This is a genomic window from Pseudomonas sp. AO-1 (assembly GCF_019775695.1).
Taxonomy (GTDB): Bacteria; Pseudomonadota; Gammaproteobacteria; order Pseudomonadales; family Pseudomonadaceae; genus Aquipseudomonas; species Aquipseudomonas parakoreensis.
Map to the genome: position 1 here is coordinate 3,739,024 of NZ_CP079947.1, position 11,963 is coordinate 3,750,986.

Below are 11,963 nucleotides of genomic sequence, written 5' to 3' on the forward strand. Positions count from 1 at the left end.
CGGTCAATATCGTCAACAGCGGATTTGAAACGGTCACTCCTGCCGTTCGGCTGGAGGCACATCGGCAGCGGCACCCAGTTCGGCGCTGTCCCGGTACTCCGGCACTGACACCGACCAGCCCAGTTCCAGGCTGATACGCCGCCGCAAAACGTCCGAGGCGTTGGGTTCGCCATGCACCACGTACGTGTGTTTCGGTGCACGTTTGAAACCGCGCAGCCACTGGATGATTTCATCGGCATCGGCATGCGCGGACAGGGTCTGCATCGGTACCACTTCGGCGCGGATCGGCACCTCCTGACCGTGGATGCGCACTGACGGCGCACCGGCAACGATCTGTGCGCCCCGCGTGCCGCCGGCCTGGAAACCGGGCATCAGCAGCGAGTTGGCCGGGCTCGGCGCCAATGCCTTGAGGTGGTGCAGCACCCGTCCGCCGGTAGCCATGCCGCTGGCGGCGATGATCACGGCCGGAATGCGCTGATGATCGAGATCGATCGACTCCTGGGTCGAACGTATGAAACGCGTGCCTTGGCACATGCCCTCGCATTCTTGCAGCGACAACCGGTGTTCACTGCGAAAACGCTGATACAGACGCGTGACATCCGTCGCCATCGGGCTGTTGAGGTAGATCGGCAGATCCGGAATCGCGTGTTTCTGCTTCAGGCGATACAAGTGATACATCAGCAGTTGCGCCCGACCGACCGCAAATGACGGTACCAGGGTAATGCCGTGGCGCAACGCCGTGCGGTTGATCACGTCGGTCAGTTGTTGCTCGGGGTCGTCGGCAGGGTGCTGGCGGTCACCATAGGTCGACTCGATTAACAGGTAATCTGTTTGCTCGATGGTTTCGGGGGCAAACATCAACGGATCGTTGGGCCGCCCCAGATCGCCGGAACAGACCAGCGTGACACCGTCGGCAACCACCTCGACCGTGGCCGCGCCCAGAATGTGTCCGGCACCGCGCAGCAGGATGGTCAGGCCGGGAACAATCTCGACCCGATGATGCAGCTCCACCGGCTGCAACAGTTTCAATGCCTGCTCGGCGTCCTGTTCGGTGTACAGCGGCAACGCCGGTGCATGTCTGGAAAAACCATGGCGGTTGGCGAACCCGGCTTCTTCTTCCTGCAGGCGCCCACTGTCGAGCAACAGGATTTTCACCAGTTCACAGGTTGCTGCGGTGGCATAGATCGGGCCACGGTAGCCGTTGCGCACCAGCACCGGCAGGTAGCCGCTGTGATCCAGATGAGCGTGAGTCAGCACGATCGCGTCGAGATCCCGCACGGGCAGCTGGAAAGGATCCCAGTTGTGCAGGCGCAATTGCTTGTAACCCTGAAACAGCCCACAGTCGACCAGCACATGCCGGTCGCGGTGATCCAACAGGTATTTGCTGCCGGTGACGGTGCCTGCCGCCCCCAGAAAAGTGATTCGCATGGCCGTCTCCTGAATGTGGATGAGAACGCCGACACTTTCAGCCATCACGCCGATTCATGGCTGTTTCGGGATTGTTGCCAGCTACAACGCACTCAGCACCACAATCGGCAAGCGCTTGTTCATGGTTGTTCCCTCGATTGCTCACGACGGCAAAGGTCATGATTCGAGTATCTGGCGTTATCCGGTCACCACTCTGATCTTTGTCAAACAATCACCGACTTGCAGACGCCATCAGCCAATGCGAGGGCGAGGCCGGCATTGTTGATATACCTCAATGCGCGCGCGTCACCGCGGTGTAGAAAAACAACAACAGGCGCGTTTGACCGATCGACACCTACCCGAAAGAGGACACCGTCATGAGCGACTTGAACCTGCGCAAAAATATTCTCGAAGAACTCGAGTTCCAGCCGGAAATCGATGCCGCCAACATCGGCGTCACGGTGGAGGACGGTGTGGTCACCCTCAGCGGGCATGTCAAAAGCTATGCCCAGAAGGTCAGTGCCGAGCGCGCGGTGAAACGCATGAAAGGCGTGCGCGCAGTGGCTGAAGAACTCCAGGTACGACTGGACAGGAATGCCGGCACCGCGGACGACACCATCGCTGCCCGGGCGCTGAAGATAATCCACTGGAGCTGCGACATTCCCGAAGGTGACGTCAAGGTCATCGTGCAGAGCGGACGCATCACCCTGGAAGGTGAAGTCGACTGGCAGTATCAGAAGGAAACCGTCGAGCGTTCGGTACGCAAGCTGTCCGGTGTGACCGGCGTGAGCAATTGCATCACCCTGCGTCCACGGCTGGATGTCTTCGATATTCAGCAACGCATCGAGGCCGCGCTCAAACGTAACGCCGAAGTCGATGCCCAAGACATTCACGTCAAAGTCGAAGGCGATGTGGTGCGGCTCGAAGGCCGGGTTCACCTGTGGCGCGAACGCCAGATTGCCGAGCGCGCGGCCTGGTCAGTGCCCGGCGTCGGCCGGGTCGAAGACCATCTCCTGCTGGCGTGACACGCTCGTCTTCCTGGAGCCAGGCCAATGCTTGCCGTCACGCTGATCAACAGCCTAGTCGTGATCATCGCGGTAGTGATCCACTATGAGTGCCTGCTGCGCCTGAATGACTGGATGCCGCGCCTGAAAATCTGGAGCCGGTTCAGAATCGTTGTCGGGGTGTTGGGCAGTCTGCTGGCCCATGCCATCGAGGTCTGGGCGTTCGCCGTGGTTTATTTCCTGATGTCCCGCGCGGGCGAATGGGGACAGCTGACCGGCAACTTCGACGGCTCTTTGATGGATTGCGTGTACTTCTCCTTCACGACGTACACGACCATCGGTTTCGGCGATATTTCGCCGGTCGGCCACCTCAAGTACCTGACCGGGCTTGAGGCCTTGACCGGCCTTGTCCTCATAACCTGGACCGCGTCGTTTCTGTTTCTGGAAATGCAGAAATACTGGAAGCACAAATAGCCGCTCATGGCGTCTGGCGAGGTGTCCATTGCCAGTTGCGCACTTCGGGAAGGTCTTCGCCGTGCTCGATGAGGTACAGCTTGTGTTGCTCCATGACGGCCCAGTAACGCTCCCGCGCAACGTTTACGAGATCCTGCAGGCGTGGCACCCGCTCGATCACGTCCAGCGCCAGTCGGTAGCGATCAAGATCGTTGATCACGGCCATGTCGAACGGCGTAGTGGTCGCGCCCTCCTCTTTGAAACCTCGTACGTGAAAGTTGGCATGATTGGCGCGTTTGTAGACCAGCCGATGGATCAGCGCCGGATACCCGTGAAAGGCAAAAATCACCGGTCTGTCGACGGTGAACAGCGCATTGAAAGCGCTATCCGACCAGCCATGAGGGTGCTGACTGGACGGCTGCAGCAGCATCAGGTCGACGATATTGACCACCCTGACGCGCAAGTCCGGCACGTAGTCGCGCAACAGGGTCAAGGCGGCCAGGGTTTCCAGCGTCGGCACATCGCCGGCGCAGGCCATGACGACGTCCGGATCCTGATCATCGTGACTGGCCCACGCCCACCGGCCGCCACCTGCCTGGCAGTGTTGCTGTGCCGCGTCGATGCTCAGCCACTGCCATTCCGGTTGCTTGCCGGCGACGATGACGTTGATGTAATTACGGCTGCGCAGGCAGTGGTCGGCGACCGATAACAGGCAGTTGGCATCGGGCGGCAAGTAGATGCGCGCCACGTCCGGCTTCTTGTTCGCCAGCATGTCGATGAATCCCGGATCCTGATGCGAGAAGCCATTGTGGTCCTGACGCCAGACGTGGGAGGTCAACAGCAGGTTCAGCGATGCCACAGGTTTGCGCCACGGCACTTCGGCGGCTGTCTTCAGCCATTTGGCATGCTGATTGACCATCGAGTCGACGATATGGATAAACGCCTCATAGCACGACAGCCATCCATGCCGACCCGTCAGCAGATAGCCTTCCAGCCAGCCCTCGCACACCTGCTCGCTGAGAATTTCCATCACCCGGCCGTCCGCCGACAGGTTCAGGTCGTCAGGTTCCAGCGGATCGATCCAGGTCTTGGCGCTGACCTCATACACCGCATCAAGGCGATTGGAAGCGGTTTCGTCAGGGCCAAACAGCCGAAAGTTGCGGCTGGCCAGGCTGTTTTTCATCACATCACGCAGGAATTCTCCCAGCACTCGGGTGGCTTCGGCGCGCAAAGTCCCCGGCCCAACCACGCTCACGGCGTAATCGGCAAAACCCGGCAGGTCCAGCGCACGCAGCATCACACCGCCATTGGCGTGGAGATTGGCACTCATGCGCCGATGTCCGGTGGGCGCCAGCGCGGCGATTTCCGGCATCAAGGCACCTTGGGCATCGAACAATTCCTCGGGACGATAACGGCTCAGCCACTCTTCCAGTTGTTGCAAATGGAGCGGCTGGGTGAAGTCGGCCAGCGGCACCTGATGCGCGCGCCACGTGCCTTCAACCCGATGGCCGTCGACAAATCCGGGGCCGGTCCAACCCTTGGGCGTACGTAACACCAGCATCGGCCAGAGCGGCCGTGACACTGCCCTGGACGGCGGCCGTTGCCGCGCTTCGAGCTGAATCTGGCGAATCTTCAGCACGATGGTGTTGAGTGTCTGCGCCAATGCCTGATGCACTTGCACCGGATCGTCGCCCTCGACGAAAAAGGGATCGTAGCCATAGCCGTACATCAGCGCCGAAAGTTCATCCTCGCTGATTCTGGACAGCAACGTCGGGTTGGCAATCTTGTAGCCGTTGAGGTGCAGGATCGGCAGCACCGCCCCGTCACGCACAGGATTGAGGAATTTGTTCGAGTGCCAGCTGGCCGCCAGCGTGCCGGTCTCCGCCTCACCGTCGCCGATCACGCAGGCGACAATCAGGTCAGGGTTATCGAACGCGGCCCCATAGGCATGCGCGAGGCTGTACCCCAACTCCCCGCCCTCGTGAATCGACCCTGGAATCTGGGCCGACACATGACTTGAAATTCCGTAAGGCCAGGAAAACTGCCGAAACAGGCGCAGCAGACCGTTGGTATTGCGCTCCACCGCCGGATAACACTCGGTATAGGTGCCTTCCAGATAGGTCTGCGCCACGATCGCCGGCCCGCCATGACCGGGGCCGGTCACAAAAAGCATGTTGAGGTCGTACTGTTTGATCAGCCGGTTGAGGTGGGTGTAGATCAGGTTAAGCCCCGGCGTCGTGCCCCAATGCCCCAGCAAACGCGGTTTGATATGAGCCCGGCGCAACGGCTCCTTGAGCAGCGGGTTGTCCTTGAGGTAAATCTGCCCGACAGCCAGGTAATTGGCAGCGCGCCAGTAAGCGTCCAGGCCTTCCAGTTGTTGCGCATTGAGGAAATCGCTCATGAGGTTTACCGCCCCGGGTTCGCTGAACAAAGATTCGTCCGTCGATTCTGAAAGCCTGAAACCTGCAAGACTTGATTTAAATCAAGCGCCGTCATCAGTGCTCCGGTTCTATGGGAAACAGACGCTGCAGGAGGGAGCGCAACTCAGCGCTTTCTTGCAACGCGAGGAGAATCATCGTGCGTGCCATGGTCCTGTATTCACCCGGGCAACCGCTGCAATGCGAAGAACGGCCGATCCCCACGCCCAGCGCGCAGCAACTGTTGCTCAGGGTACTGGCTTGCGGGGTGTGTCGTACCGATCTGCACCTGTTCGACGGCGAGTTGCCACAAGCGGTTCTGCCCCGCGTGCCGGGGCATGAAATCGTCGGAGAAGTCATCGCCGCAGGCGCCGATGTGGCCGCTGAATGGATTGGCCGGCGGGTTGGCGTGCCGTGGCTGGGCTGGACCTGCGGCGAATGCGTCTTCTGCCGCTCGGGTCGGGAGAACCTCTGCGATCAGGCGCAGTTCACCGGTTGTCAGCTGGATGGCGGCTATGCCGAATACACCGTCGCCGATCAGCGCTTCTGCTTTGCAATCCCGGACACGTTGAGCGACATTCAAGCGGCGCCGTTGTTGTGCGCCGGCCTGATCGGCTTTCGCGCCTTGCAAATGGCTCAGGGCGCGCAACACCTGGGGCTGTACGGATTTGGCGCGGCGGCACATCTGGCAATTCAGATTGCCCGCGGTCGCGGGCAACAGGTCTACGCCTTTACCCGAGCGGATGACCACGAAGGCCAGGCCTATGCACGCACCCTCGGCGCCGAATGGGCTGGCCCTTCGGATCAGCCACCGCCCCATGCGCTGGACGCCAGCCTGATCTTTGCGCCCGTCGGGGCGCTGGTGCCACTGGCGCTGTCCGCCACCGTCAAGGGCGGCTGCGTGATTTGCGCCGGCATCCACATGAGCGATATCCCCGCCTTTCCCTATCGTTTGCTGTGGGGCGAACGCAGCGTACGCTCCGTGGCCAACCTGACCCGTGAAGACGGCACCGCGTTTTTTGCGCAGCTGCAGCACACACCCGTGCATTGCGACGTCACCCGATTTGCCCTGGAGGACGCCAATCAGGCGCTGACGTGTCTGCGCAGCGGGCACTTCAACGGCGCCATCGTTCTGACGCCCAAAGACTCTGCGGGATACGCCCGACACCACTGATTGACAACGTCCTGTTCGCCCCCGTCACCACTCGGCCGGTACAAACCGGTTACGTCCCGACGTCTTGGCGTTATACAGCGCCTGGTCGGCCACCTCGATCAAATCTGGCACGTGATCCAGTCGTGCCCCCGACGCCGCCGCAATCCCGATGCTCACGGTCACACGCCCGACTGGGCTGGAGGCGTGCGCAATATGCGCTTGCGCCAGACGATCAAGGATCAATTGTGCGACGACCGTCGCACCGGCACGGTCGGTGTCCGGCATGATCACCGCCATTTCTTCTCCGCCATACCGCGCCAGCAGATCCGACGGCCGCCGTACGCAACCCTCCAGGATTCTGCCGACCTTCTGCAGGCAAGCATCGCCGGCGACATGCCCGAATGAATCGTTGAACAGCTTGAAGTAATCGATATCGATCATCAGCAACGCCAGCGTCGTGCCGTCACGTTGCGCGCGCCGGGCTTCCATGGCGAGGCTCTCATCGAAGCAGCGCCGGTTGGCCAGACCGGTCAGGGCATCCTTCATCGCCAGCAACTCAAGCTGGCGATTGGATGAGAGCAACTGCTGCTGCGTGCCACACAATTGATCTTCAGCCTTGGTACGCCGGCGGATATCCAGCATCAGGCACCAGCCGATCAGCCCGGTAAGCCCCAGCAATCCCGTGACCACCACAGCCGACAGCCAGGCTTCCATACGCCACGCCGCGAGCGCCTCGCGCTTGCCGAGAGCGACGGTGGTAATCAGCGGCAGCCGGTCGCTCTTGCGGAAGGCGTAAAGCCGCTCGACGCCATCCAGGCTGGAGGTAAACGACGCGGTGCCGACGGATCGATCGACCAGATACTTCGCATAAATCGGCGACTTGGAAAAGTTGCGCCCCATGTCCTGCTCGCGGAAGGGATAGCGCACCAGCAACGTACCGTCGGTATAAGACAAGCCAATGGCGCCCTCCTGCCCCACATCGATCTTGCCGAACAGGCGCAGAAAGTTTTCGACCCCCAGCGTCACCGCCACCACCCCGGCAAACTCGCCGTGCGCATCGTTGAAACGGCGGCTGACGGTAATCACCCACTCCTGATTGGAGCGGCTCTGGATCGGCGGACCGATAAAGGTCTCGCGGCTCGGATCGTCGCGATGATGGATGAAGTAGGCGCGATCACGGCTGTTGGCCCCGGCCGGAATCGGTCGGTTGGATGACATCAGCCAGCGGCCCTGATTGTCGTAGATAGTGATGCCGCTGAGCTGTGGCATCAGCGGTTCCTGACGGTTGACCAGTGCGCTCAGACGCTGGATCTGCGCGGGGCCACTGCCTTCGGTTTCCAGACGTTCAACGAGTCCGAGCAGCAGCAACGAACTCTGGCGCACGATCCCTTCGGAATACGTCGCCAGCGCCTGGGTCAGGTTCAAGCCATGAACGTTGACTTCCTCCAGCGCACGCTCGCGAGAGGCCAACACTTTCCATACCGTCAGCGACGCGAGGGAACAGCCGATGACCAACAACAACAGCACTACCAGGCGGGTATCACGCTTCACATCACTACCTTTGGGAAAATCCGGTTTCCGTTCCTGCGGCGGGTCGACCGACTCGAGGACTACAGCCGCTTGTCCTTGTCGCGGGCAAGGATACAAGTCGCACGGGCTTGCTGCAGCAACAGAATAGGTGGCGTAAAAAACACGCAGCCAGACTTCAGAAAAGCCATCGCGCCTGGGGAAACGATGACAAGCATGCCAGACCAAACCATCGCCAGGCTTTCAGGACTGGGACGGCTGAAGAGCGGCAGAAGCCAACTTTCTGACGCCTGTTTCACGACCCTTGCCCGAAGATTCGCCGAGCAAAAAAAATTGGCACTTTTGCACAACAAGTTGACATCCAAAAGCATGCTACGGGCGACCGATATCATTAGAGTATGCGCCCTTAAAAAGGAAAGGACTCTTGATGACTCAGTCACTCTCACGGCGCGTTGTGGCGATTACCGGCGCCCTGGGGAATCTCGGCGAGACCCTGGCGGACATGGCCGCCGCCCGGGGCGCGGATCTGGTGCTGATCGATCAGGCGACGATTACGCTGCCCAGTTCCCATAACCGACTGGTCCTGTCCGGCATCGACCTGACTTCCTTTGCCGATTGCCAGGAAGTCGCCCACCAGATCAATCGCTACTTCGGGCGCCTCGATGCATTGGTAAACGGCGCTGGCGGTTACGCGTGGGAGCCATTGCTCGGTGGTGCGATAGAGGCGTGGGATCGGCTCTACTCGCTGAACCTGCGAACTGCCTTGAATGCCAGCAAAGCCCTGCTGCCGTTGCTGCTGCAATCCTCGGCGGGGCGCATCGTCAACATCGGCGCGAGCATGGCGGCCAAGGCCGGACTGGGGATGGGTGCTTACGCTGCGTCGAAATCCAGCGTACTGCGCCTGACCGAAAGCCTCGCCGAAGAGCTCAAGGACATGAGCATCACGGTCAATGCCGTGCTACCGAGCGTGCTCGACACCCCGCAAAACCGTGAGGCCATGCCCGACGCCGAGCACCAGCGCTGGGTGACACCCGCGCAGCTGGCGGCGGTCATTCTGTTTCTGATTTCGGAACAGGCGTCTGCGGTCACCGGCACCGGCATTCCGGTGATCGGGCGCATGTAGGGTCTACTGACGCCGCGCGCCTTGGCGACGTCGCTTTCTTCACCTTTCGGAAAAGCAAGATCACCGGATGACCGGACTTCCCCTCCCCCCATGCGACCCGCCACTTCCAGCGCTGCTTTCGTGAACCACGTCCTTGATGTCGCCGAGCAACACGGCTGCGATGGCGACTGGCTGTTGCAGCAGACCGGACTCTCACGCGAGCAGTTGTCCGATTCGATTGTGCGCATTCCCATGCGCCAACTGCGGACCTTGCTGGAACTGGCGGCGCGCAGCAGCAACCTGCCGCATTTCGGTCTGCTGGTCGGCGCCGCCGTGCGCCCCGGCACCTACGGTGTATTGGGTTACGTGCTGATGACCAGTGCGACGCTCGGCGAGTCGCTGAACATGATTCTGCGGTTCGGCAAGATCGTTTACGACAGCCCGTCCAGCCAGACCCGGATCGTCATCGGCGACGGCCGCGTGACCCTCGAAGATCAGCGCATCAATGAACTGGAGCCTTACTGCGCCCTGCATCAGGAAACGTTAATGGCCGGCTGGGCGGCGTTCGGCCGCTGGTTGATCGCCAGCAACTCGCCGATGCTGGAGGTCAGAATGAGGCACCCGGCGCTCGGCGAGCCGGCACTCTACGAAGCGTTTTTTGGTTGTCCGGTGCAGTTCGAAGCCGGGAGCAATGCGCTGGTGTTCGCCGAGTCGACCCTCTCGTCACGCATCCAGGGCGCCGACCCGCGCATGCATCGCAGCATGCTGCTGGAGGCCGACTGGCAGCTGTGTCTGTCGTACCCGGCATTTTCCGTGACCGACCGCTTGCGTGCCTTGCTCACCGAACAGTTGCCGACCGGCGATTTCAGCTTGAAAAGCCTGGCCCGGCAGCTGGCGATTTCGCCGCGCACCTTGCAACGCAAACTGGCGGCGGAAGGGGAAAACTTCAATCAGGTGCTGGAAACCATGCGCATGGAACTGGCCGACCATTACCTGCGCCGCACCGAGACCAGCATCATGAACATCGCCCTGATGCTGGGTTACTCGCAGGCCAGTTCTTTCAGCCATTCCTTCCGTCAGGCTCGCGGGATTTCGCCGGTGGATTACCGCAAGTTGCTGCGCGCCAGATAAGCCCGATCACGGTTTCAGCTCCAACAGCGGCTGGCCCTTTTTCACCACATAGGTCGCCAGTTCAACGCCTTGGTCCTGACCGACGTTCCTCGCCACATGGGCCACGCCTGCCGGGATGAACAGTGAGTCGCCGGCCTTTAGCGTGACCGCCGCGCGCCCCTCCAGTTGATACTCCAGCGTGCCGCTGAGCACATGCGCCACCTCGACACCCGGATGCGCATGCCGCGGCGCCGTCACGCCCGGGTCGAAGTCGATACGCGCCTGGATCACTTCGCGATCCGCGTCACCCAGGTCCTGACGCATCAGCTCGGTACGGCTCAGGCCCTGTTGCCAGCTCATGGCCTGAGCGTCTGCCGCCTGCGCCAGGCCGGTGAATGAAACCAGTGCGGCCACAGTAGCCAGAATCAGTGTGCGTTGCATGCAGTTGCCCTCTCGACAGTGGTGGTGTGAAGGCCTGCACTGTGACCGCCGGATGTAGCGCCGATGTGTCGAAAAACCCGGGTTTGGTCTCGCCATGTATCGTGCGCACCGCTGAATACACGGCCATACAAAGCACACCGGCTATGTATCTCAGTGTGTACAGACGCCCCGGCGATACATGAACTTGAATCACCGCGCTTTTTCGACATGGGCCAGATCCGTCCCGGCGTTCAAATGCCTGCAAGGTTTGCAGGGATCACCCCGCACCTGCCCCCGACAGGATTGCCAAGGAGACTTCAGCATGAAAAACGCAGCATTCAACCGTATGAACATCCTCGCCGTGACGCTGTTCGGCGCGCTGGCGGCGACGCAAATGCCAACGGCCGCCGCCGCGCAGCCGGCATCCGACGACCACCGCGTCAGCTATGCCGCACCTTCGCCGTTCGGCCCGCTCAAGCATGTGCAGGCCGGCCTGCTGGATGTGGCCTACGCCGAAACCGGTCCGGCGCAGGGGCCGGTGGTGGTTCTGCTGCACGGCTGGCCGTACGACATCCACAGTTATGACGAGGTCGCACCATTGCTCGCCGCCAAGGGTTATCGGGTGTTGATGCCGTATGCGCGGGGTTATGGCGACACGCATTTCCTCTCGGACCAGACACTGCGCAACGGTCAACCGGCGGCACTGGCCAGTGACGTGATCGACTTCATGGATGCACTGAATATCCAGCAAGCGGTGCTCGGTGGTTACGACTGGGGCGCGCGTTCGGCGGACATCGTTTCGGCGTTGTGGCCAGAGCGGGTCAAGGCATTGGTCTCGGTCAGCGGCTACCTGATCGGCAATCAGGCTGCCGGGCAGAATCCATTGCCGCCCAAGGCCGAATTGCAGTGGTGGTATCAGTTCTACTTTGCCACCGAACGAGGCCGTGACGGCTACCGGAAAAACACCCACGACTTCGCCAAACTGATCTGGCAGCTCGCCTCACCGAAGTGGGCGTTCGATGACGCCACGTTCGACCGCAGCGCCAAAGCGCTGGAGAACCCCGATCACGTCGCGATCACGGTGTTCAACTACCGCTGGCGTCTGGGCCTGGTGCAGGGCGAAGCGCAATACGCGGCGCTGGAACAGAAACTCGCCAGCGCCCCGTCGATCAGCGTGCCAACCATCACCCTCGAGGGCGATGCCAACGGCGCGCCGCACCCGGCGCCCGAGGATTACGCCAAGCGTTTTACCGGCAAGTACCAGTTCCGCCTGATCAACGGCGGCATCGGCCACAACCTGCCGCAGGAAGATCCGCAGGCGTTCGCCCAAGCAGTGATCGACGCCGATCACCTCTGAGGCCGAAGGCAGA

The 11,963-nt window shown here is 61.3% G+C and carries 10 protein-coding genes; 6 read left to right on the forward strand and 4 right to left on the reverse strand.

Annotated features, from left to right (window positions below):
- Nucleotides 1-33 precede the first annotated feature (33 nt).
- Nucleotides 34-1,428, reverse strand: a complete 1,395-nt coding sequence (locus KVQ82_RS17170; RefSeq protein WP_222014725.1) for an MBL fold metallo-hydrolase RNA specificity domain-containing protein — start codon at nt 1,426-1,428, stop codon at nt 34-36.
- Between the two features lie 356 nt (nt 1,429-1,784).
- On the opposite strand from KVQ82_RS17170, the gene KVQ82_RS17175 reads away from it, so the two are divergent.
- Together KVQ82_RS17175 and KVQ82_RS17180 are read left to right on the forward strand one after the other, a co-directional pair.
- Nucleotides 1,785-2,432: a BON domain-containing protein gene (locus KVQ82_RS17175; protein ID WP_108182556.1), complete on the forward strand. Its 648-nt coding sequence runs from the start codon at nt 1,785-1,787 to the stop codon at nt 2,430-2,432.
- A 27-nt stretch (nt 2,433-2,459) separates the two neighbouring features.
- Entirely contained in the window at nt 2,460-2,885 is a 426-nt protein-coding gene (locus KVQ82_RS17180) for a potassium channel family protein (protein ID WP_041072585.1), read from the forward strand.
- 4 nt (nt 2,886-2,889) lie between these two features.
- Here KVQ82_RS17180 and KVQ82_RS17185 read toward each other — a convergent pair whose 3' ends face one another.
- Nucleotides 2,890-5,265: a phosphoketolase gene (locus tag KVQ82_RS17185; protein WP_222014727.1), complete on the reverse strand. Its 2,376-nt coding sequence runs from the start codon at nt 5,263-5,265 to the stop codon at nt 2,890-2,892.
- A 176-nt stretch (nt 5,266-5,441) separates the two neighbouring features.
- Between KVQ82_RS17185 and KVQ82_RS17190 the strand changes: the two genes are divergently transcribed.
- A complete protein-coding gene (locus tag KVQ82_RS17190; RefSeq protein ID WP_222014730.1) occupies nt 5,442-6,455 on the forward strand; it encodes a zinc-dependent alcohol dehydrogenase family protein in 1,014 nt (337 codons plus the stop codon).
- A gap of 24 nt (nt 6,456-6,479) precedes the next feature.
- On the opposite strand, the gene KVQ82_RS17195 is transcribed toward KVQ82_RS17190, so the two are convergent.
- Complete coding sequence (locus tag KVQ82_RS17195) at nt 6,480-7,985, reverse strand: sensor domain-containing diguanylate cyclase (protein ID WP_222014731.1); 1,506 nt, start codon at nt 7,983-7,985, stop codon at nt 6,480-6,482.
- A gap of 403 nt (nt 7,986-8,388) precedes the next feature.
- Between KVQ82_RS17195 and KVQ82_RS17200 the strand changes: the two genes are divergently transcribed.
- Together KVQ82_RS17200 and KVQ82_RS17205 are read left to right on the forward strand one after the other, a co-directional pair.
- Nucleotides 8,389-9,084 (forward strand): SDR family NAD(P)-dependent oxidoreductase, encoded by a 696-nt coding sequence (locus tag KVQ82_RS17200; protein WP_222014733.1) that lies wholly within the window; start codon nt 8,389-8,391, stop codon nt 9,082-9,084.
- A 120-nt stretch (nt 9,085-9,204) separates the two neighbouring features.
- Complete coding sequence (locus tag KVQ82_RS17205) at nt 9,205-10,194, forward strand: AraC family transcriptional regulator (RefSeq protein ID WP_256198928.1); 990 nt, start codon at nt 9,205-9,207, stop codon at nt 10,192-10,194.
- 6 nt (nt 10,195-10,200) lie between these two features.
- On the opposite strand, the gene KVQ82_RS17210 is transcribed toward KVQ82_RS17205, so the two are convergent.
- The gene (locus tag KVQ82_RS17210; RefSeq protein ID WP_222014735.1) at nt 10,201-10,614 is read right to left on the reverse strand and encodes a cupin domain-containing protein; all 414 of its coding nucleotides are present in this window, start codon (nt 10,612-10,614) and stop codon (nt 10,201-10,203) included.
- A 301-nt stretch (nt 10,615-10,915) separates the two neighbouring features.
- On the opposite strand from KVQ82_RS17210, the gene KVQ82_RS17215 reads away from it, so the two are divergent.
- Entirely contained in the window at nt 10,916-11,950 is a 1,035-nt protein-coding gene (locus KVQ82_RS17215; RefSeq protein WP_222014737.1) for an alpha/beta fold hydrolase, read from the forward strand.
- The last annotated feature ends 13 nt before the right edge of the window (nt 11,951-11,963 follow it).

What these genes read in the sequence shown, in the direction of transcription:
- KVQ82_RS17210 (WP_222014735.1), bottom strand. Translation starts at nt 10,614, where the DNA reads ATGCAACGCACACTGATTCTGGCTACTGTGGCCGCACTGGTTTCATTC.
- KVQ82_RS17200 (WP_222014733.1), top strand. Translation starts at nt 8,389, where the DNA reads ATGACTCAGTCACTCTCACGGCGCGTTGTGGCGATTACCGGCGCCCTG.
- KVQ82_RS17170 (WP_222014725.1), bottom strand. Translation starts at nt 1,428, where the DNA reads ATGCGAATCACTTTTCTGGGGGCGGCAGGCACCGTCACCGGCAGCAAA.
- KVQ82_RS17175 (WP_108182556.1), top strand. Translation starts at nt 1,785, where the DNA reads ATGAGCGACTTGAACCTGCGCAAAAATATTCTCGAAGAACTCGAGTTC.
- KVQ82_RS17185 (WP_222014727.1), bottom strand. Translation starts at nt 5,265, where the DNA reads ATGAGCGATTTCCTCAATGCGCAACAACTGGAAGGCCTGGACGCTTAC.
- KVQ82_RS17180 (WP_041072585.1), top strand. Translation starts at nt 2,460, where the DNA reads ATGCTTGCCGTCACGCTGATCAACAGCCTAGTCGTGATCATCGCGGTA.
- KVQ82_RS17215 (WP_222014737.1), top strand. Translation starts at nt 10,916, where the DNA reads ATGAAAAACGCAGCATTCAACCGTATGAACATCCTCGCCGTGACGCTG.